The following is a 19,796-nucleotide window of genomic DNA, read 5'->3' as shown; positions in this document are numbered from 1 at the left end:
CTCTTCACCCGGTGCCCTGGCTTACAGGTCGTTGCGGCACCGGGCCTTTTATTCCAAACAGACTGCCAGAAGGCTGCCGTCATGCGTCCCGCCCGTGCCCTGATAGACCTCCAAGCGCTGCGTCACAACTACCGATTCGCCCGCCAGCTGTCCGGGGCGCGTGCCCTGGCGGTGATCAAGGCCGATGCCTACGGGCATGGCGCGGTGCGCTGCGCCCTGGCCCTGGAAGCCGAGGCCGACGGCTTCGCCGTGGCCTGCATCGAAGAGGCGCTGGCGCTGCGCGAGGTGGGGATCAAGGCGCCGGTGCTGCTGCTCGAAGGCTTCTTCGAGGCCAGCGAACTGGAGCTGATCGTCAAGCATGATTTCTGGTGCGTGGTGCATTCGCTGTGGCAACTGGAAGCGATCGAGAAGGCCAGCCTGGCCAGGCCGATCCAGGTTTGGCTGAAGCTGGACAGCGGCATGCACCGCGTCGGCCTGCATCCGCGCGACTACCAGGCGGCGTACCAGCGTCTGCAGGGCAGTGGGAAGGTGTCGAAGATCGTGCTGATGAGCCACTTCGCCCGTGCCGACGAACTGGACAGCAATGCCAGCAACGAGCAGGTCGCGGTGTTCGAGGCGGCGCGCCAGGGCCTCAAGGCCGAGGTCAGCCTGCGCAATTCGCCGGCGGTCCTGGGTTGGCCGCAGGTCCCCAGCGACTGGGTGCGCCCGGGCATCATGCTGTACGGTGCGACACCGTTCGAGACCGCACAGGCCGAGGCTGAGCGCCTGCAGCCGGTGATGACCCTGGAGTCGAAGGTCATCAGCGTGCGCGAACTGGCGGCCGGCGAGCCGGTGGGCTACGGCGCGCGCTTCGTCAGCCCGCGGCCGACCCGGGTCGGCGTGGTCGCCATGGGTTACGCCGACGGCTATCCGCGCCACGCGCCCACCGGCACGCCGGTGCTGGTGGCGGGCCAGCGCAGCCAGCTGATCGGCCGGGTGTCGATGGACATGCTGTGCATCGACCTGACCGACGTCCCGCAAGCCGGTCTCGGCAGCCCGGTGGAGCTGTGGGGCAAGAACGTCCTCGCCAGCGACGTGGCGACCCAGGCCGGCAGCATCCCCTACCAGATCTTCTGCAACCTGCGTCGAGTGCCCTTGGTCTATACCGGAGAGTGAGCGCCATTGCTGACGAGCTGCGGGTCGAAGTGTTGTAAATACTGAACGCTGTTGCGATGATGGCGCACATTTCGACCCCATTTCGTTCTTCAGGAGGGCTCCAGCTTTGGACGTCGGTGAACGACTACAAGCCATTCGCAAGCTCAAGGGCCTGTCTCAGCGGGAGCTCGCCAAGCGCGCGGGCGTGACCAACAGCACCATCTCGATGATCGAGAAGAACAGCGTAAGCCCGTCGATCAGCTCGCTGCGCAAGGTGCTGGGCGGCATTCCGATGTCGATGATGGAGTTCTTCTCCGAGGACCTGCTGCCGCAGAACCCGACGCAGATCGTCTACAAGGCCCACGAACTGATCGACATTTCGGACGGCGCGGTAACCATGAAGCTGGTCGGCAACGGTCACCCGAGCCGTGCCATCGCCTTCCTCAACGAGATCTACCCGCCGGGCGCCGACACTGGCGAAGAGATGCTCACCCATGATGGCGAAGAGACCGGCATCCTCCTCGAAGGCAAGCTGGAACTGGTGGTGGGCCTGGAAACCTTCATCCTCGAAGCGGGCGACAGCTACTATTTCGAAAGCACCAAGCCGCACCGTTTTCGCAACCCCTACGATGAGCCGGCCAGGCTGATCAGCGCGGCCACCCCCGCGAACTTCTGACACGGAGGGTGGCGCGGCTGATTGTCGCGGATAAACCCCTTTACTTAATAGGGTTGTTTCGGCGAGTCAGGGTTCCCGCTATACTTGCGCCGCCTGCGAATCCGTGGCCGCGGGCGTGACTAGCCACCATGAGGGTGTACGTGTGAATCCAATCAAGAAAATGCTGGCCATACCAGCTACCGTAGTGGCCCTTTGGGCGGTCAGTGCCCAGGCTACGACCAACGACGACATCGCCAAACGCCTGGAGCCGGTCGGCCAGGTCTGCGTCCAGGGTCAGGAATGCAAGGGCATGGAAGTGGCGGCCTCCGCTGGCGGCGGCGCTGCCAAGACCCCGGATGAAATCATCGCCAAGCACTGCAACGCCTGTCATGGCACCGGTCTGCTGGGCGCGCCGAAGGTCGGCGACACCGCGGCCTGGAAAGAGCGCGCCGACCACCAGGGTGGTCTGGACGGCATCCTCGCCAAGGCGATCACCGGCATCAACGCCATGCCACCGAAAGGCACCTGCGCCGACTGTTCGGATGACGACCTGAAAGGCGCCATCAAGAAGATGTCCGGCCTGTAAGCCGCGCGACTGCCGCACCGAAGCCCGCCTTGCGCGGGCTTCGTCGTTTCTGGGCTACTGTGCAGTAATTCGTACATCCGTCCGGTCCAGTCTTCAGGCAACGGCCACCATGGGGAGACGACAACGTGCGCAAGGTTTCGATCGAGGAAGCAGTGGACCAGGTACTGGCGCGATTGCCGGCGCATATCCATATGGGCCTGCCGCTGGGGCTGGGCAAGCCCAACCGGTTCGTCAACGCGTTGTACGCGCGGGTGCGTGCGTTGCCGGAGCGACGGCTGACGATCTACACGGCGCTGTGCCTCGGTCGCCCCGAGCTGGGTGACGGCCTGCAGCGACGCTTTCTCGAACCCTTCGTCGAACGGGTCTTCGCCGATTATCCGGAGCTGGATTTCCTCCACGACCTGCGCGCCAGCCAGCTGCCGGCGAACATCCGCGTCGAGCAGTTCTTTCTCCAGCCGGGCAGCCTGCTGCACAGCGCACAGGCGCAGCAGGACTACGTCAGCAGCAACTACAGCCATGCGGCGCGGGACATCAACGCCAAGGGCCTGAACCTGATCGCCCAGATCGTCGCCGAGGACCCTTCGCGTCCCGATCATCTGAGCCTGAGCTGCAACCCCGACATCACCCTTGACCTGCTGCCGATGATCCAGCGCCGTCGCGCCGCGGGTGAAACCATCCTGCTGCTCGGCCAGGTGCATACCGAACTGCCCTACATGCCCGGGACCGCCGAGCTGGCGCGAGAGGATTTCGATCTGCTGATCGACCCGCCCGAGCGTACCCGGCTGTTTTCCACGCCCAACATGCCGGTGGGCACCCAGGACCACTTCATCGGCCTGCACGCCAGCGCCCTGGTGCGCGACGGCGGCACCCTGCAGATCGGCATCGGCGCGATGGGCGATGCCCTGGCCGCGGCGCTGTTGGCGCGGCAGGCGGACAATCCGGGTTATCAGGCCCTGCTCGGCGATCTGGATCTGTCGCCGTGGCAGCGCCTGATCGAGCGCGAAGGCGGGGTGATGCCGTTCGCCGATGGGCTCTACGGCTGCAGCGAGATGTTCGTCAACGGCCTGCTGGCGCTACTGGAGGCGGGGGTCGTGCGGCGTCCGGTGTATGCCGACGAAGCGCGTCAGCAGGCGGCCCTCGACGGTGCGCCGGACAGCGACGACGGCGTGCTGGTGCATGGCGGTTTCTTCCTCGGTCCGCAGGCGTTCTACCAGCGCTTGCGCGAGCTGCCGATGGCGATGCGCGGTCGCATCGCCATGAGCGCGATCAGCTTCATCAACGAGCTGTACGGCCAGGAGTCGCTCAAGCGCCTGCAACGCCGCGATGCGCGGTTCATCAACACGGTATTCAGCATGACCCTGATGGGCGCCGCCGTGGCCGACCAGCTGGAAGACGGGCGGGTGCTCAGCGGGGTTGGCGGCCAGTACAACTTCGTGGTCCAGGGCCATGCGCTGGAGGGCGCGCGCTCGATCCTGCTGTTGCGTTCGTGGCGCGAGGCGGGCGGCGAGGTGAACTCGAACATCGTCTGGGACTACGGCCACTGCACCATTCCCCGGCACCTGCGCGATGTGGTGGTGACCGAGTACGGCATCGCCGATCTGCGTGGGCAGACCGATGCCGAGGTGATCGCGCGGCTGCTGGCGATCAGCGATTCGCGCTTCCAGCCGCAGTTGCAGGCCGAGGCACGGAAGGCGGGCAAGCTGGCGGCGGATTTCGTCCTGGATGGGCGCTATCGCGATAACACCCCGCAGCGCCTGGAGGCGGTTCGAGGCCGGCACGGGCGGCTGTTTCCGGAGTATCCGCTGGGCTGCGACTTCACGGACGAAGAGCGCGATCTGTTGCGCGCGCTGAACTGGTTGAAGAGCAAGTTCAAGTTGAGCGAGGTGCTGGAGCTGGGCAAGGCGGCGTTGGATGCCCCGCCGCCGGAGGCCTGGCCGGCGCAGTTGGCGAGGATGGGGCTGGAGAAGCCGGAAGGGTTGAAGGAGGAAATCTACCAGCGGTTGTTGCTGGCGGGGTTGCAGGCAACTGCTTGATTGCCTGTCCTGTCCTCATCGCTGCGGTTCGGCGCCCCGACATGCAGTGCTAACGGTACTGCGCCGCCGCCTTGCTCAGGGTTTGCGAGATCAGCTCGCGCAAGGCCGGCGGTTGCTCGACGACCAGATCGTCACCCTGGCTCAGCAGCCACCAGCGCAGGCTCCAGCTGTTGCTGACCGTGGCCTGCAGGCGGTGGCCGTGGGCCAGGTCGGTGAGTTGCATGTCGGGTGAGAGCGGCGTCTCGCGCACCAGGCGGGCCAGGTTGTCGCTGATCCAGGCCCGCAGCTCGATCTTCTCCGCGCTGCCGAACTGCAGGGCGTCACTGCGCAGGTAGCTGTGCAGGTCGAAGTCGTCCAGGCCCTGGGCCGGGCTGTCGAGCACGCTCAACTGGCGGAAACGGTGCACGGCGAACTGACGGATATCGCTGTACGGCTGCGCCGTGGCGATCAGGTAGGCGACCTGGCCGCGCTGGATCAGTGCCAGCGGGTTGAGGGTCAGCTCGACGGTGCGGTCGTTGTGCGCCGAGTAGTACAGGCACTGCAACTGGTGTTCTTCGAGCAGCGCCTTCTGCACGGTCTCGAGGATGCTGTCCGGCACCTCGGGGGCGCGCATGTTCATTTCCGGGCGCACGCTGGCGACCTTGTCCAGCCAGCGCGCCGCCTTGTTCTGCGCCGACAGGTGTTCGAGCTTTTGTCGCGCATGGGCGAAGCGCGCATCCAGGCCCTTGAGCATGCTGCCGGGGAGCAGCGGGCGCACGGCTTCTTCCACCAGCGCCAGGCTCAGTGCCTCGCTCACGCTCAGGCCACGCAACTCCACGCAGGCATTCGCGGCCCAATACCAACCGTAGGGAATGCTGCGGTCGTTGCGCTCCAGCGGGAAGATCAGCGACAGCTCGTTGAGGTCACGCTCGATGCTGCGCTTGCTGATGCTGAAACCGGCGTCCTTGAGACGCATCACCAGTTCCGCGCTGGTGATGCCGGGAGAGCGGCTGGGCAGTTGGCGCAGCAGTTCCCATTGACGGCTGAGGGTGGAGCGGGTGGTGGCGGAGGGCAAAACGGTGAGTCCTTGTCTAGGCTTGCGGCGGTCGCGCGAAGTCCGCGACATGATATGGCAATTTGCCATTAATTTATCCACTTCAAGGACGAACCGGTGAATTGCCCCGACGAACGCGTATGCGACAGGTTTTGTCGTGACGCTGCGCAAAATCAAGCCTCATCGCCCACAAGGACTCCAAGAAGGAGGGCGGTTCAATGAGGATGAACATGTCTGCTGCCAGCAATATCTATTCTCTGCTCGGGCGCCTGCTGCCAGAGCGTGTCATCTCCGCACCCTCGCGCGTGCATGTACGGCGTTTGTACACCGGTGTGGGCATGCCGGCGCAGCGCGCGGCGCTGGGCGAAAGCTTCAGCCTGGTCAGCCTGCTGGACGAGGCCCCGGACCTGCAGGGGGTCTATGCCGACCTGCGCAGGCAGGCCCTGGCGGGCAGCGTGGCGGCACTCAACGACCTGGGCTGGATCTGGCTGAATGGCCGCTACTGGCGCGCCGACCCGGTGCTGGCCGGGCATCTGCTGCGCATGGCGGCGTTGCAGGGCAGCGCCGTGGCCTGGTTCAACCTCGGTCAGCAGTATTACTTCGGCAAGGGGGTGAACATCTCCTATGCCAGCGCCGCCGAGTACTACCGTCACGCTTTCGAGGCCGGGCTGGCGGAGGCCGCGGCGGCGTTGGGCGATCTCTACGAAGAAGAAACCTGCGACAGCGATGAAGAGCCCAATCCCTGGTGTGTGGACCTGGGGCTGGCCTGCGAATGGTTTCTGCGCGGCGCTCAGCGCGGTGATGCGCGTTGTCGTTTCGAAGCCGGGTATCGGCTGCTGCATGGACAGCAGATGCCTGCCGACAGCCGGGCCGGGGTCTACTGGCTGGAACTGGCGGCGGTGGCCGGAGTGGTGCAGGCGGCCGAGGAACTGGCGGTGCATTTCCAGGAGGGGGGCAACGAACTGCGCTACCTGTTCTGGCGCGACCAGGCGATCGGACTGGGCAGCCCGCTGGCGCTGACGATGAAGCTGGAGGATCAGCTAAGGCCTTGATGTGGTGGCCCTGTAGGAGCTGGCTTGCCTGCGAAGGACCGCGCAGCGGTCCCAGATAGCGGTGAGGTCTGGGACCGCTTTGCGGTCCTTCGCAGGCAAGCCAGCTCCTACAGGGGGCGCAGTGCTTGACGCATTCTGTGGGATGGAAGAATATAGATAGTTAGCAAACTATGAATATATTCACGACACCTGCCTATGACTCTCGACGCCCTCCAAATGAACACCAGCAGCGGCATGGTCGCGGCCAGTCGCCACTGGCGACGCATCTGCCAGACCACTCTGGCGCGCTTCGGTGTCAGCGAAGCCTGCGCGGTGCCGCTGCTGATGATCCTGCGTCTCGGCGACGGTGTGCATCAGGTCGCGGTGGCCCAGGCGGTGGGGGTGGAGAGCCCGTCGCTGGTGCGTCTGCTCGATCAGTTGTGCAACGCCGGCTACGTCCGTCGCAGCGAAGACCCGGGTGACCGCCGCGCCAAGGCGCTGTGCCTGACCGACAAGGGCCGCGAGCTGGCCGAAGCCATCGAGGGCGAATTGGTGCGCCTGCGCCGCGATGTGCTCAAGGCGATCCCCGCCGCCGACCTGGAGGCCGCCCTGCGCGTGGTGAAAGCCTTCGAAGAGGCGGCCCAGCGTTCACCGGTGCTGCCGCTGTGAACGGCTTCTTCAGCTCGATGCCGCCGGCGCGTGACTGGTTCTACGGGGTGCGCACCTTCGCCGCGTCGATGATCGCCCTGTACATCGCCTTGCTCCTGCAACTGCCGCGGCCCTACTGGGCGATGGCGACGGTCTACATCGTCTCCAGTCCGTTCGTCGGTCCCACCAGCTCCAAGGCGCTGTACCGCGCCGTGGGGACGCTGCTGGGCGCGGCCGGCGCGGTATTCCTCGTGCCCCTGCTGGTGCAGGCACCGGTGCTGCTGACCATTGCCGTGGCGTTGTGGACCGCGACCCTGCTGTTTCTCTCCCTGCATCTGCGCACGGCCAACAGCTACACCCTGATGCTGGCCGGCTACACCCTGCCGATGATCGCCCTGCCGGTGGTGGACAACCCGCTGGCGGTGTTCGATATCGCCTCGTCGCGGGCCCAGGAAATCTGCCTGGGTATCGTCTGCGCGGCGGTGGTCGGCGCGATCTTCTGGCCGCGGCGGCTGACCCCGGTGTTCGTCGGCGCCACCGGCAACTGGTTCGCCGAGGCGATCCGCTACAGCGACACCTTTCTCGCTCGCAATGCCAACGCCGACAACATCGGCGGCTTGCGCGCCTCGATGGTGACCACCTTCAACTCGCTGGAAATGATGATCGGCCAGCTGTCCCACGAAGGCGCGCGGCCGCAGACAGTGAAGAACGCCGGTGAGCTGCGCGGGCGCATGATCCACCTGCTGCCGGTGATCGATGCCCTCGACGATGCCTTGCTCGCCCTCGAAGGTCGCGCGCCACAGCAGGCCGAAGCGCTCAAGGGCCTGCTGGAGCAGAGTCGGCAATGGCTGCAGGCCAGCGCCGAGGATGCCTCGGTGGCGCGCTGGTCGGCCTTGCGCGAGCAGCTCGAACGTCTGCAGCCCAGTGCTGCCGAACTCGACGAACGCCCCGGCCTGCTGCTGTCCAACGCCCTGTACCGCCTGGGTGAGTGGATCGATTTGTGGCAGGACTGCTGCAGCCTCAAGCACGCCATCGCCCGCGAGGACCTGTCGCCCTGGCGCGCGGTGTACCGGCACTGGCGGCTGGGTCGGCTGACGCCGTTCTTCGACCGTGGCCTGATGCTCTATTCGGTGTTCTCCACCTTCACCGCGATCATCGCCGCGATCGCCCTGTGGATCCTCACCGGCTGGGCCGACGGCGCCAGCGCGGTGATCCTCGCGGCGGTGGCCTGCAGCTTCTTCGCCGCGATGGACGACCCGGCGCCGCAGATCTACCGGTTCTTCTTCTGGACCACCCTGTCGGTGGTGTTCGCCAGCCTGTACCTGTTCCTGGTGCTGCCGAACCTGCACGACTTCCCCATGCTGGTGCTGGCCTTCGCCGTGCCGTTCATCTGCGTCGGGACCCTCACCGTGCAGCCGCGCTTCTACCTGGGCACGCTGCTGACCATCGTCAACACGGCGTCGTTCATCAGCATCCAGGGCGCCTACGACGCGGATTTCCTGGCGTTCATCAACGCCAATATCGCTGGCCCCGTGGGCCTGCTGTTCGCCTTCATCTGGACCCTGGTGATGCGCCCGTTCGGCGTCGAGCTGGCGACGCGGCGCCTGACCCGCTTCAGTTGGTGCGACATCGTCGGCATGACCCGGCCAGCGACCCTGGCCGAGCATCGCCACCTCGGCGTGCAGATGCTCGACCGCCTGATGCAGCACCTGCCGCGCCTGAGCCAGACCGGCCAGGACAGCGGCAGCGCCCTGCGCGATCTGCGCGTGGGCCTCAACCTGCTCGACCTGCTGGCCTACCTGCCGCGCGCCGCGGCGCAACCGCGGGCGGCGCTGGAGCGGGTGATCGAAGACGTCGGCGGACACTTCCAGGCCTGCCTCGACGCCGGTGAACGCCTGCACGCCTCGCCCGCGCTGCTCGGCAACATGGAGCTGGCCCGGCGTGCCCTGAATCTGCAGGCCATGGAGGGCCACGGCGATGCCCGTCCGCACCTGCTGCACGCCCTGAGCGGCCTGCGCCTGGCACTGCTGCCGGGTGTCGAGGTGGTACTGGAGCCGACCGACCCACCGCAACTGCCCTTTGGCCTCGATGGAGCACCCGTGTGATCGGTGAACTGGATATCAGCGGGGTATTCCTGCCCACGCTGCTGGTGATGATGCTGGCCAGCTACGTGCTGTTCCTCGGCATCCACGCGGTGCTCAACCGCCTGCATTTCTACCGTCTGGTCTGGCACCGGGCGCTGTTCAACGTTGCCCTCTATGCCGTGCTGCTCGGCGCGGTCGACCACTTTTGCCGAAACCTGATGCTGCCATGAAAAAACCTATGTTGACCCTGGGCCGTGTGGTCCTGACGCTGCTGGTAGTGACCCTGGCGACCGTGCTGGTCTGGCAGATGGTCCTGTACTACATGTTCGCTCCCTGGACCCGCGACGGGCACATCCGTGCCGACGTGATCCAGGTAGCACCGGACGTTTCCGGGCTGATCCAGGAGGTCGCGGTGCGCGACAACCAGCCGATCAAGCGCGGCGACGTGCTCTTCACCGTCGACCAGGACCGCTTCCGCCTGGCTCTGCGCCAGGCCCGGGCGACCCTGGCCGAACGCCAGGAAACCCTGGCCCAGGCGCAGCGTGAAACCAAGCGCAACAAGGGCCTGGGCAACCTGGTCGCCGCCGAGCAGTTGGAGGAAAGCCAGTCGCGCCAGGCACGTGCCCAATCGGCGCTGGACGAGGCCCAGGTGGCGGTGGACGCCGCGCAACTGAACCTCGATCGCTCGGTGGTGCGCAGTCCGGTCAATGGCTACCTCAACGACCGCGCCCCGCGTGCCCACGAGTTCGTCAGCGCCGGGCGGCCGGTGCTGGCGGTGGTGGACAGCGAGTCGTACCACGTCGATGGCTACTTCGAGGAAACCAAACTGTCCGGCATCCACATCGGCCAGGCCGTGGACATCCGCGTGATGGGCGACAACACCCGCCTGCGCGGCCATGTGCAGAGCATCGTCGCCGGTATCGAGGACCGCGACCGCAGCAGCGGCGCCAACCTGCTGCCCAACGTCAACCCGGCGTTCAGCTGGGTGCGCCTGGCCCAGCGGATTCCGGTGCGCATCGCCTTCGACGAAGTGCCGGCGGACTTCCGCATGATCGCCGGACGCACCGCCACGGTGTCGATCATCGAGGACGCGCGGCAATGAAAAAGCTGTCGCTGCTGGGCCTCAGCCTGATGCTCTCGGCCTGCCAGATGGTCGGGCCGGATTACCACCTGCCGGAACAGGCCGCTTTCAACCGCGACGATCTGCAGGGCTCGCTGCGCGCGGATGCCGACAGTGTGGTGTCGGCGCCGGTGCCGAAGGACTGGTGGCGGCTGTACCGCGACGATCGGCTCGACAGCCTGGTCAACCAGGCGCTGGCGGCCAACAGCGAACTGCGCGTGGCCGCGGCCAACATCGCCCGGGCCCGCGCCCAGGTCGAGGAAGCCGAGGCCCAGGGCGGCTTCAATGGCGGCGTGAAGCTCGGCGCGCAGCGCCTGCAGGAGTCCGGCGAGGCTTTCCTGCTGCCGGAGAAAGTGCCGGTGGCGAATATCGGTGAGGCGATCCTCAGCGCTTCGTACCAGTTCGACCTGTGGGGCACCCTCAAGCGCGGTGTCGAGGCTGCCCAGGCCAATGCCGACGCGGTCCAGGCCGCGGCGGATACCGCGCGGATCACCGTGGTCGCCGACGTGGTGCGGGCCTACACCCAGGTGTGTGCGGCCAACGAGGAATACCACATCGCCCGCGAGTCGCTGGACCTGCAGGAGCAGAGCGTCGGCCTGACCGCGCGCCTGCGCGATGCCGGGCGCGGCGACGAAACCCAGGTGACCCGTTCCGAGACCCGCTTCAAGTCGCTGCGCGCGGAGCTGCCGCGCTACCAGGCGGCGCGGGAGGCGGGGCTGTACACCCTGTCGATGCTGCTGGCCAAGCCCGTCGATCAACTGCCGGCCGGCACCGCCGATTGCGCCGAGTTGCCGCATATCGCCCAGCTGCTGCCGGTGGGCGATGGTGCCGCGCTGCTCAAGCGCCGGCCCGACGTACGCCGCGCCGAGCGCTTGCTCGCGGCGTCCACCGCGACCATCGGCGTGGCCACCGGCCAGTTGTACCCGGACATCAGCATCGGCGCCCAGGTGGGCACCATCGGTATCCTGGAAAACCTCGGCAAGCCGGCGACCAACCGCTGGGGCTTCGGTCCGCTGCTGACCTGGAGCGTACCGACCAACGGCTCGCGGGCGCGGATCCGCGAGGCGGAGGCGAGCACCCAGGCGGCGCTGGCGAACTTCGACGGAGTGGTGCTCAACGCCATCCGCGAGACCCAGACCAGCCTGGCGCAGTACAGCGCGCTGCTGGACCGGCGCGATGCGCTGCAGGACGCGGAGCGTTCGGCGAAGCTGGCGGCGGATCAGACCCATCGCTTCTATCAGGCGGGAAGGGCATCGTTCCTCGCCGATCTGGAGGCGACCCGGACCTACACCGAGATGCGCGCGCAGCTGTCGAGCGCGAATACCCAGGTGGCGATGGGGCAGATCGGCTTGTTCCTGGCCCTGGGGGGCGGCTGGTAGCTGTCTGGGGCGGCAAAGCGGCCCCAGACCTCATATCTCCACCTAAACTTTCACTCCCCGAGGCACTCAATCCATCGGTAGCCCAGCCCAAGGAGTGAATCATGGAATTGACCAACCACAAGTTCCACGAGCTGTTCAAGCAACTCGGTCTGCCCGACGATCCGCAAGGTATCGACCAGTTCATCACCAGTCATTCGCCGCTGAAAAACGAGGTGAAGCTGGTTGATGCGCCGTTCTGGACAACGGCGCAGAGAGACTTTCTCAAGGACCAGTTCATCGAGGATTCGGACTGGGTGGTGATGGTCGACCAGCTCAACGAGGCCCTCAGAAATAAACGCTGAGCGGCACCTCATGACCCCCATTGGCGTTGCTATGCTCAGGAAAAAACAACAAGGGGAAAGCGCCAATGAAAGACCCCTACGCCGTTGGCTTCTGGGCTGCCGTGACCGCCCTGGGCCTGCTGACCGCCGGTTATTTCTACGGGGTCAGGGAAGTTCACCAGCTCGATCAGGCCCGCCAGTTCCTCTACGGCGCCGCTGGTCTGATCGCGGCTCTCGCCCTGAGCGCGCTGGCGTGGATTCGCTGGCAACTGCTCAAGGTGCGGCGCCGCCAGCTGGAGCAGGGGCGTACGCTGGTGGCGATCTGGAACACCAAGGTCGCCCTGCGTCGTGTGGAAACGGTCTTCGACCGGTACTTCTGGGGCAGCTACTGGCAGCCGGGACGCACCTTCCAGGAAGTCATGGGCGAGCTGGAGGGCACGCCGCTGGAACGCAGTCTCGAAGCCCTGAAGGCGCAATGCCAGGAACTCGATCATGAAATCCACGACCGTCACCGCCACTGGCTGAACAATGCCCGTGAGCTGTCCAGCGTGGCGACGGCCATGGCCCGCGAACGCTACCAGCTCGACCTGTGCGATTCGCAACAGGGCTCGCGGCGCGGCGGCGCGGTGCTCAACCGCGACCTGGAGGTGCTGGTGTACACCTGGTCGGCGCGGTTGCGCAGTTTCGATCATCAGCTCGATGAGCTGGAAGGCGAGTACCGCTGAGCGATCAATCGCCGCGGATATAGCCTTCCAGTTGGCGAATCAGCTCGGCCTGCGCGGCGATGGATTCCTTGACCAGGTCGCCGATCGACAGCAGGCCGAGCAGTTGGCCATCCTCCACCACTGGCAAGTGACGCAGATGGCTGTCGGTCATCATGGTCATGCAGGTTTCCACGTTCTGGTGCGAGTCCACGGTGATCACCGGCGAACTCATGATCTCGCGGACCTCGGTGCCCACCGACGAGCGCCCCTTGAGCACCATCTTGCGCGCGTAGTCGCGCTCACTGACGATCCCCACCACCTGACCGCCCTCGACCACCGGCAGGGCGCCGACGTTCTTCTCGGCCATCACCATCAGTGCTTCGAGCACCGTCTGGTGCGGTGCGATGGTGTAGACCTGTTGCGCATGCTGCGACTTCAACTTCAATAGCTGTGCCACGGTTTTCATTGCGGGCCCTCTGCATGGGGTGGTTTTGGTAATGGCAGATACCCTCAAGAATCGTGCACGGCGGGCGAAGGGGCAAGGCGGATTACGGCATGAAAGCCATTGAAAAACGTCATGGCGACGTTTTTTTCCGCTTTGCCCCGTTCCGGCCTCAACTCTGCTGCACGATCACCTGGCTGTTCAGGTCGCGGATCAGCGCTTCGACGGTCGGCATCAGGGTGCGCAACTGTTCCGGCGTGCAGGTCGAGCCGGCATTGCGGAAGTCCATGCGGCGGGTCACCACCACGCTGTTGCCTTCGCGGCGGTAGTCGGCGCTGTATTCGAGGTTGGCGACCTTCAGCGAGACCGGCTTGGGCGTGGCGAGGATCTGCACCTGGGCCGGGAAGTCGAAGCGTGCCTCTTCCTCGGTCAGGCTGGATACGCAGAGAAATGCCTGCTTGCGCTCTTTCTCGCTGACGAAACCGAGGACATTCTGCGCGATGCCACCGGCGAAGCTGCTCAGGGTCGGCACGCCGATCGGCCCGGGCAGGTTGACCAGATTGCGCGAGTGCCCGTCGATCTTGAGCTGGAAGCCGTGGCCCTGCTTGTCCAGCTTCTTCCCTTCGACGCGCCCGTTGCCGGACTGGTTGTACGAACTGAGGATGCGCTGCACCAGCATGTCGCGTTCGCCCGGGGCCATGTTGCGCAGGCCGTAGCGGTTCAGCTCGGCGCCCCAGCCCTCGATGGTCGAGTCATTGCTGAAGTCGGCCTCGCCCTGCTCGTTGATGCTGAACGTGGTGCGGCTCTTGACGGTGTTGGTCTGCGTCTTCGGGGTGCGCGCGAGCGTCGCGGAGGCGACCAGCAGGGTCGGCTTGTCCATGTCCGCCAGCGGCAGGAAGCCGGCGGCGATGCCTTTCATGGTCGGGTCCAGGTACAGGTCCAGGCTCGGGATGTAGGTGATCGCATGGTTGATCACGCCGAGGGTCGCCACCTTCGGCAACTGGTAGGCATTGCCCAGGTTGAGCAGCGCCGGTGTGCTGTGGATATCCACCGCGGCCAGCAGCGCACCGAGCAGCGCGACATGGTCCTTGCAGTCGCCGTAACGGTTGTTCAGCACGGTCTCGGCGGCATGCGGCACCACCCCGCCAGCGCCGATGTAGACGGCGACGAAGCGCACGTTCTTGCGCACCCAGTCGCTGAGCACCAGGGCTTTGGCGTGCGGATCGGTGATCGTGGCGGTCAGGGATTTCGCCAGTTCGGCGATGGCCGGGGTGACTTCGAACGGCGCGCGCGCCGCGTATGCCCTGGCGAATGCGGCGTAGTCGGTGAAGGTCGAGACCGCCAGGTACTGGCCGTAATCGGCATAGGACACCGCGCCGATTTCCATGCGCGGCTGGGCGTCGTGCTGGTAGTCCCAGCGCCACACCTTGCGTCCGCCCGCGGCTGGCGGGGTGGATGGCTTGAAGTCGCGGGCATCGGCCTGCAGGGCCAGGTCGGCGGGCAGGTCGTAGACCACGCTCATCTGCCGGACCGGATAGATATACGGGAACACGGTGTCTTCGAACTGGCCGGGGAACAGCGCGGTGGCGCGCTGACGCTTGTAGGTCAGCACCAGGCGATCGCCCACCGCGACCTCCGGGAAGATCACCACCTTGACCAGGCTGTCGAGGAACATCGGCGCGTCGGCCGAGGCCTGTTGCTGCTGCTCCTTGATCTGCTCGGCGCTGACCGCGACTTTGCGGCCATCCGGCTTCTCGGTATAGGCCTCGAGCACATCGAGGGTTTCCACCGTGCGGTTGTACGGCAGGGACTGCTGCGCGGTGTCCTTGATCGCGCGCTCTTCCTCGATATGGAAGACCAGCTCATGACGCAGGGCGAAGCTGCCATCGGCTTCGACACGGTATTGGCGAGCGTCCTTCTCCACCGTGACGGACCTGTCGCGGCCGTCTTCGGCGGCATGCGCCAGGTTCAGGGTGAGCAGGCAGACCAGCAGGCCCAGCCAACCGGCCGGGCGTGAAACGAGCCACTTCATAGAGATCCTTCTTGCAGGCGATTCCAGGGCTGATACACAGGAATGCGAATCAGTACCGGCATTGTGCCTGAAGTGTCCCGCCGTTGCAGAACCTCAGCCGCCGAGGATCTTGCCGAGGAACTGCCGGGTGCGCTCATGCCGCGGGTTGGCGAACAAGGCCTTGGCCTCGCCCTGTTCGACGATCACGCCCTTGTCGAAGAAGATCACCCGGTTGGCGACATCGCGGGCGAAGTTCATCTCGTGGGTGACGATGATCATGGTGCGCTTTTCCTCGGCCAGGCCGCGGATGGTCGCCAGCACTTCGCCGACCAACTCCGGGTCGAGGGCCGAGGTGGGTTCGTCGAAGAGGATCACTTCCGGCTCCATCGCCAGGGCCCGGGCGATGGCCACCCGTTGCTGCTGGCCACCGGACAGGCGCCGTGGGTAGGCGTCCTCCTTGCCGGCCAGGCCGACCTTGGCCAGCAGCGCGCGGCCCAGCGTGGCGGCCTGCTCGAAGGGGGTCTTCTTCACGATCAGCGGGCCTTCGATCACGTTCTCCAGCGCGGTGCGATGGGGGAACAGATTGAAGTTCTGGAAGACGAAACCGACCTGCTGGCGCAGGCGGCGTATCAATCCGCTCTGCTGCTTGAGCGGGCGGCTGGCGTCGATTTCCACGTCACCGACCTGGATCAGGCCGCTGTCCGGGGTTTCCAGCAGGTTCAGGCAGCGCAGGAAGGTGGTCTTGCCGGAGCCGCTAGGGCCGATGATGGCGATCACCTCGCCGGGCTCGACGGCCAGGTCGATGTCCTTGAGCACGCTCTGGCCATTGAACTGCTTGTTCAGGCGTTGCACGCGGATCATCGCTGCGGCTCCTGGTCATGACGGTTGACCCGCGCTTCCATGCGGTGCTGGAAGTGCGCGAGGACGCTGCAGAGGATCCAGTAGATGACCGCCACGGCGAGGTACATGGTGAACACTTCGAAGGTGCGCGCGGTGATCAGCTGAGCCTGGCGGAACAGCTCGGGGACCTGGATGGTCGCGGCCAGGGCGGTGTCCTTGACCAGCGAGATGAAGCTGTTGCCCAGCGGCGGCAGGGCGGTGCGCAGTGCCTGCGGCAGGATCGCCCGGCGCATCGCCTGGGTGCGGGTCATGCCGATGCTGGCGGCGGCTTCCCACTGGCCGCGGTCGATGGAGGAAATCGCCGCGCGGAGGATTTCGCAGATGTAGGCAGCCATGTTCAGCGACAGGCCGATCAGCGAGGCCGGGATCGGGTCGAGCTCGATGCCGACCTGCGGCAGGCCGAAATAGATCACGAACAACTGCACCAGCAGCGGCGTACCGCGGAAGAACGAGACGTAGATACGGGCCAGCCAGTCCAGCGGGAGGACCTTCGACAGACGCATCAGCGCCAGGGCGAAGCCCAGCAGCAGGCCGAAGAACATGCCGCCGACACTGAGCAGCACCGTGTAGCCAGCGCCCTTCAGCAGGAAGGGCGTAGAGTCGGCAACGAGTTGCAGGCTTTCAGCGATCATTGGGTGACATCGGCACCGAAGTATTTATCCGAGAGCCTGGCCAGGGTGCCGTCCGCCCGCAGCTTGTCCAGCGCCTTGTTGATCGCTTCGAGCAGTTCCGGGTCGCCCTTGCGCAGGGCCACGCCGGACTCCAGGCGGGAGAAGGCGGCGCCGGCGAGTTCGGTGTCCTTGGCTTTCTGCGCGTATTCCAGTGCCGCCAGGCGGTCGACCAGGATTGCGTCGATACGACCGTTGCGCAGATCGGCGAACTTGCTCGGGTCATCTTCGTAGGTACGCACATCGGCCTGCGGGACTTCCTTTTTCACCCACTGTTCGTAGTTGGTGCCCAGGCCGACCCCGACTTTCTTGCCGGCCAGGTCGGCGGCGGCGTTGATCTTCAGGTCTGCGGCCTTCTTCTTCAGGATCAGCGCCTGGATGCCGGAAACGGTGTAGGGCTTGGAGAAGTCGTACTTTTTCTTGCGCTCTTCGGAGATGGTCACCTGGTTGATCACCGCGTCCAGGCGCTTGGATTCCAGGGCGGCGAGGATGCCGTCCCATTTGGTCGGCTGGACCTTGGCCTTGACGCCCAGCTCCTTGGCCAGGGCTTCGGAAAGCTCGACCTCGAACCCGGTGAGCTTGCCGTTCTCGTCGACGAAGCTGAATGGCGGGTAGGTGCCTTCCAGGCCGATGTTGATCACACCCTTGTCCTTGATGCTCTGCAGCTGCTCGCCGGCGACTGCCTGGCCGAGCAGGCTGGCCCCGAGAAGCAGGCCCGCGCCGACACCGAGAATGCGTTTGGTGAAAACGGAAATCGTCATGCCCTGTCCCCAGTCTTGTTGTGAAAGTGGTGGTGACTATAGGGCGCCGCCAATAGATTCAAAAATAATAAAAAAGAATTTTATTATTTGTTTTTGAGCTATCAGCCGCACCTGATTCAACGTTTACAGACATCAGGGTAGGCGAATAATGCCGGCGCTCCGCCCGTGTGCAGAAAAATCAGCGGACCGTCGTCGAAGCGCTGCCGGGCGATGCCATCGAGCAGTCCGGCCATGGCCTTGCCGGTGTACACCGGGTCGAGCAGGACGCCTTCCTGACTGGCCAGCAGACGGATCGCCGCCAGGCCGCCGGCGTTGGCTTCGCCATAGCGCGGTGCGTAGTACTCGTCCCACAAATGCACGTTGAATGCGTCCGGTACACGGACCTGCAGCAGCTCGGCGGTGCGCTCGGCCAGGGCCTGGACCTTGGGCTTCTGGGCATCTTCGCTGCGCGAGACGGTGATACCGATCACCGGCAGTTCCGGCAGGCGCTCGGCCAGCGCCAGGGCCAGGCCGGCATGGGTGCCGGCACTGCCGGAGGCGAGCACGACGCCAGCGAAGCGCTGGCCGCTGCGCTCGATCTGCCCGGCCAGTTCCAGGCCGGCGCGCACATAGCCCAGGGCGCCGAGGGCGTTGGAGCCGCCGATCGGCACCAGGTACGGCTTGCGCCCGCTGGCGTGCAGGCGCACGGCAAGGGCTTGCAGTTGTTCGTCGGCGTTGTCGAGGTTGTCGACCAGCTCGACCCTGGCATCGAACAGGTCGAGGAGCAGGCGGTTGCCGTTTTCCAGGTAGCTGGCCGAGTCGGTGCCGATGGGGTTTTCCAGCAACGCGACGCAGCCGAGGCCGAGGCGGGCGGCGAGGGCGGCGGTCTGGCGCACGTGGTTGGACTGGATCGCGCCGGCGGTGACCAGGGTATCGGCGCCCCTGGCCAGGGCATCGGCGGCGAGGTATTCGAGTTTGCGCAGCTTGTTGCCGCCCAGGGCGAGAGGGGTCAGGTCGTCGCGCTTGAGATGGATCTCGCGGCCGGCCCACTCCGACAGGCGGCGGGCCTTTTCCAGCGGGGTCGGTGCGCCGAGCAGTTCCAGTCGATTGAAGCGGGTTAGCTGTCGTTCGATCATGGGGGAAGTCGCTGTAGGAAAATTCGAGCATAGGCAGGCAGCCCTTCGCGGGCAAGCTCGCGAAGGACCGCAAAGCGGTCCTGATGTGGCTTATGCCCTACATATAGCCAACCGGCATAAACCGTTATTTTTTCCATCTTGGGTCAATGTCGTAGAGTGCTCGATCAAGAGAGCGGCATTTCCCCTTCCAGTCCCATGCCGCCGAGCAGGAGAAACAACCGTGAGCGACAACGCGCAATCCGGGTATTGGCAACTTCAGTCCATCGTCGGCCAGCTTCGATCGGCCCGCGAGCAGTGGCGCACCCGCAATGGCCGCAGCAGCGGCGAACAGGGCGGACGCGAGCTGCCGTCGCGCGAGGCGGTGAAGCAGATCCTCGAACAACTCTGCGGGGCGTTGTTTCCGATGCGCCTGGGGCCGGTGGACCTGCGCGAGGAAAGTGAAGATTTCTATGTCGGCCATACCCTCGATTCGGCGCTGACCGCGCTGCTGGCCCAGGCGCGCCTGGAACTGCGCTATGCCGCGCGGCATGACAATCAGGACACCACCGATGTCGATGCCGCCGCACTGCGCCTGATCCAGGACTTCGCCGCGGCGCTGCCGGCCATGCGTGTGCTGCTCGATACCGACGTCCTCGCCGCCTTCCACGGTGACCCGGCGGCGCGCAGTGTCGACGAAGTGCTGCTGTGCTATCCGGGGGTACTGGCGATCATCCACCATCGTCTGGCCCATCACCTGTATCGCGCCGGCTTGCCGCTGCTGGCGCGGATCAGTTCCGAGCTGGCGCATTCGATCACGGGAATCGACATCCACCCCGGCGCGCAGATCGGCCCGAGCTTCTTCATCGACCACGGCACTGGCGTGGTGATCGGCGAGACCGCGATCATCGGCGAGCGGGTGCGCATCTACCAGCACGTGACCCTGGGCGCCAAGCGCTTCCCCGAGGACGAGTGCGGCAAGCTGCAGAAGGGCCATCCGCGGCACCCGATCGTCGAGGACGATGTGGTGATCTATGCCGGCGCGACCATTCTCGGGCGCATCACCATCGGCAAGGGGTCGACCATTGGCGGTAACGTGTGGCTGACGCGCAATGTGCCGGCGGAAAGCAATATCACCCAGGCCAACCTGCAGTCGGATGAGGGGGCGCAGAAGTAAGCGTTGTCTGGTTTGGGAC

Annotated in this window: 20 protein-coding genes; 13 read left to right on the top strand and 7 right to left on the bottom strand. The window is 65.6% G+C overall.

What is annotated here, in order from left to right; all coding sequences use genetic code 11:
• Positions 1–81: 81 nt before the first annotated feature.
• From alr to CHB99_RS04040, 4 genes are all read left to right on the top strand, one after another.
• Positions 82–1,155, top strand: a complete 1,074-nt coding sequence (gene alr / locus CHB99_RS04055) for an alanine racemase (protein ID WP_042121499.1) — start codon at positions 82–84, stop codon at positions 1,153–1,155.
• Positions 1,156–1,261: 106 nt separating this feature from the next.
• Complete coding sequence (locus tag CHB99_RS04050) at positions 1,262–1,810, top strand: cupin domain-containing protein (RefSeq protein WP_042121497.1); 549 nt, start codon at positions 1,262–1,264, stop codon at positions 1,808–1,810.
• Between the two features lie 160 nt (positions 1,811–1,970).
• Positions 1,971–2,375, top strand: a complete 405-nt coding sequence (locus CHB99_RS04045; RefSeq protein WP_042121495.1) for a c-type cytochrome — start codon at positions 1,971–1,973, stop codon at positions 2,373–2,375.
• Between the two features lie 191 nt (positions 2,376–2,566).
• Positions 2,567–4,408: an acetyl-CoA hydrolase/transferase C-terminal domain-containing protein gene (locus CHB99_RS04040; RefSeq protein WP_084702525.1), complete on the top strand. Its 1,842-nt coding sequence runs from the start codon at positions 2,567–2,569 to the stop codon at positions 4,406–4,408.
• Between the two features lie 49 nt (positions 4,409–4,457).
• Here CHB99_RS04040 and CHB99_RS04035 read toward each other — a convergent pair whose 3' ends face one another.
• A complete protein-coding gene (locus CHB99_RS04035) occupies positions 4,458–5,462 on the bottom strand; it encodes a helix-turn-helix transcriptional regulator (RefSeq protein WP_042121491.1) in 1,005 nt (334 codons plus the stop codon).
• Positions 5,463–5,671: 209 nt separating this feature from the next.
• Here CHB99_RS04035 and CHB99_RS04030 point away from each other — a divergent pair, with 209 nt between their 5' ends.
• From CHB99_RS04030 to CHB99_RS03995, 8 genes are all read left to right on the top strand, one after another.
• Complete coding sequence (locus tag CHB99_RS04030; RefSeq protein WP_042121693.1) at positions 5,672–6,493, top strand: tetratricopeptide repeat protein; 822 nt, start codon at positions 5,672–5,674, stop codon at positions 6,491–6,493.
• 195 nt (positions 6,494–6,688) lie between these two features.
• Complete coding sequence (locus tag CHB99_RS04025; RefSeq protein WP_170946357.1) at positions 6,689–7,141, top strand: MarR family winged helix-turn-helix transcriptional regulator; 453 nt, start codon at positions 6,689–6,691, stop codon at positions 7,139–7,141.
• Entirely contained in the window at positions 7,138–9,225 is a 2,088-nt protein-coding gene (locus tag CHB99_RS04020; RefSeq protein ID WP_042121489.1) for an FUSC family protein, read from the top strand. The genes CHB99_RS04025 and CHB99_RS04020 overlap by 4 nt, the downstream gene beginning before the upstream one ends.
• A complete protein-coding gene (locus CHB99_RS04015; protein WP_042121487.1) occupies positions 9,222–9,434 on the top strand; it encodes a DUF1656 domain-containing protein in 213 nt (70 codons plus the stop codon). The genes CHB99_RS04020 and CHB99_RS04015 overlap by 4 nt, the downstream gene beginning before the upstream one ends.
• Positions 9,431–10,306: an efflux RND transporter periplasmic adaptor subunit gene (locus CHB99_RS04010; RefSeq protein ID WP_042121486.1), complete on the top strand. Its 876-nt coding sequence runs from the start codon at positions 9,431–9,433 to the stop codon at positions 10,304–10,306. Before CHB99_RS04015 ends, CHB99_RS04010 begins: the two co-directional genes overlap by 4 nt.
• Positions 10,303–11,703, top strand: a complete 1,401-nt coding sequence (locus tag CHB99_RS04005; RefSeq protein ID WP_042121484.1) for an efflux transporter outer membrane subunit — start codon at positions 10,303–10,305, stop codon at positions 11,701–11,703. Before CHB99_RS04010 ends, CHB99_RS04005 begins: the two co-directional genes overlap by 4 nt.
• 101 nt (positions 11,704–11,804) lie before the next feature.
• Positions 11,805–12,044 (top strand): DUF2789 domain-containing protein, encoded by a 240-nt coding sequence (locus CHB99_RS04000; RefSeq protein ID WP_042121482.1) that lies wholly within the window; start codon positions 11,805–11,807, stop codon positions 12,042–12,044.
• A 65-nt stretch (positions 12,045–12,109) separates the two neighbouring features.
• Positions 12,110–12,748, top strand: a complete 639-nt coding sequence (locus CHB99_RS03995) for a hypothetical protein (RefSeq protein WP_042121480.1) — start codon at positions 12,110–12,112, stop codon at positions 12,746–12,748.
• A gap of 4 nt (positions 12,749–12,752) precedes the next feature.
• Here CHB99_RS03995 and CHB99_RS03990 read toward each other — a convergent pair whose 3' ends face one another.
• From CHB99_RS03990 to CHB99_RS03965, 6 genes are all read right to left on the bottom strand, one after another.
• Positions 12,753–13,193, bottom strand: coding sequence for a CBS domain-containing protein (locus CHB99_RS03990; RefSeq protein WP_042121478.1), 441 nt, complete (start codon positions 13,191–13,193; stop codon positions 12,753–12,755).
• A 148-nt stretch (positions 13,194–13,341) separates the two neighbouring features.
• A complete protein-coding gene (locus CHB99_RS03985; RefSeq protein ID WP_042121476.1) occupies positions 13,342–15,201 on the bottom strand; it encodes a DUF3857 domain-containing transglutaminase family protein in 1,860 nt (619 codons plus the stop codon).
• A 93-nt stretch (positions 15,202–15,294) separates the two neighbouring features.
• Complete coding sequence (tcyN, locus tag CHB99_RS03980; RefSeq protein ID WP_042121474.1) at positions 15,295–16,041, bottom strand: L-cystine ABC transporter ATP-binding protein TcyN; 747 nt, start codon at positions 16,039–16,041, stop codon at positions 15,295–15,297.
• Positions 16,038–16,712, bottom strand: a complete 675-nt coding sequence (tcyL, locus tag CHB99_RS03975; RefSeq protein WP_042121472.1) for a cystine ABC transporter permease — start codon at positions 16,710–16,712, stop codon at positions 16,038–16,040. Before tcyL ends, tcyN begins: the two co-directional genes overlap by 4 nt.
• Positions 16,709–17,509, bottom strand: a complete 801-nt coding sequence (gene tcyJ, locus CHB99_RS03970; RefSeq protein WP_042121470.1) for a cystine ABC transporter substrate-binding protein — start codon at positions 17,507–17,509, stop codon at positions 16,709–16,711. The genes tcyL and tcyJ overlap by 4 nt, the downstream gene beginning before the upstream one ends.
• 116 nt (positions 17,510–17,625) lie before the next feature.
• Positions 17,626–18,624 (bottom strand): D-cysteine desulfhydrase, encoded by a 999-nt coding sequence (locus tag CHB99_RS03965; RefSeq protein WP_042121468.1) that lies wholly within the window; start codon positions 18,622–18,624, stop codon positions 17,626–17,628.
• A 220-nt stretch (positions 18,625–18,844) separates the two neighbouring features.
• Here CHB99_RS03965 and epsC point away from each other — a divergent pair, with 220 nt between their 5' ends.
• Positions 18,845–19,777 (top strand): serine O-acetyltransferase EpsC, encoded by a 933-nt coding sequence (gene epsC, locus CHB99_RS03960; RefSeq protein ID WP_042121466.1) that lies wholly within the window; start codon positions 18,845–18,847, stop codon positions 19,775–19,777.
• The last annotated feature ends 19 nt before the right edge of the window (positions 19,778–19,796 follow it).

The organism is Pseudomonas japonica, from assembly GCF_900188455.1.
Taxonomy (GTDB): Bacteria; Pseudomonadota; Gammaproteobacteria; order Pseudomonadales; family Pseudomonadaceae; genus Aquipseudomonas; species Aquipseudomonas japonica.
This window is presented reverse-complemented; position numbering and strand designations above follow the sequence as displayed.

Bases quoted from the DNA above. Each gene is read 5' to 3' on its own strand.
- alr (WP_042121499.1), top strand. From the start codon at position 82: ATGCGTCCCGCCCGTGCCCTGATAGACCTCCAAGCGCTGCGTCACAAC.
- CHB99_RS04045 (WP_042121495.1), top strand. From the start codon at position 1,971: ATGCTGGCCATACCAGCTACCGTAGTGGCCCTTTGGGCGGTCAGTGCC.
- CHB99_RS04040 (WP_084702525.1), top strand. From the start codon at position 2,567: ATGGGCCTGCCGCTGGGGCTGGGCAAGCCCAACCGGTTCGTCAACGCG.
- CHB99_RS04030 (WP_042121693.1), top strand. From the start codon at position 5,672: ATGTCTGCTGCCAGCAATATCTATTCTCTGCTCGGGCGCCTGCTGCCA.
- CHB99_RS04025 (WP_170946357.1), top strand. From the start codon at position 6,689: ATGACTCTCGACGCCCTCCAAATGAACACCAGCAGCGGCATGGTCGCG.
- CHB99_RS04010 (WP_042121486.1), top strand. From the start codon at position 9,431: ATGAAAAAACCTATGTTGACCCTGGGCCGTGTGGTCCTGACGCTGCTG.
- CHB99_RS04005 (WP_042121484.1), top strand. From the start codon at position 10,303: ATGAAAAAGCTGTCGCTGCTGGGCCTCAGCCTGATGCTCTCGGCCTGC.
- CHB99_RS04000 (WP_042121482.1), top strand. From the start codon at position 11,805: ATGGAATTGACCAACCACAAGTTCCACGAGCTGTTCAAGCAACTCGGT.
- CHB99_RS03995 (WP_042121480.1), top strand. From the start codon at position 12,110: ATGAAAGACCCCTACGCCGTTGGCTTCTGGGCTGCCGTGACCGCCCTG.
- CHB99_RS03990 (WP_042121478.1), bottom strand. From the start codon at position 13,193: ATGAAAACCGTGGCACAGCTATTGAAGTTGAAGTCGCAGCATGCGCAA.
- CHB99_RS03985 (WP_042121476.1), bottom strand. From the start codon at position 15,201: ATGAAGTGGCTCGTTTCACGCCCGGCCGGTTGGCTGGGCCTGCTGGTC.
- tcyN (WP_042121474.1), bottom strand. From the start codon at position 16,041: ATGATCCGCGTGCAACGCCTGAACAAGCAGTTCAATGGCCAGAGCGTG.
- tcyL (WP_042121472.1), bottom strand. From the start codon at position 16,712: ATGATCGCTGAAAGCCTGCAACTCGTTGCCGACTCTACGCCCTTCCTG.
- tcyJ (WP_042121470.1), bottom strand. From the start codon at position 17,509: ATGACGATTTCCGTTTTCACCAAACGCATTCTCGGTGTCGGCGCGGGC.
- CHB99_RS03965 (WP_042121468.1), bottom strand. From the start codon at position 18,624: ATGATCGAACGACAGCTAACCCGCTTCAATCGACTGGAACTGCTCGGC.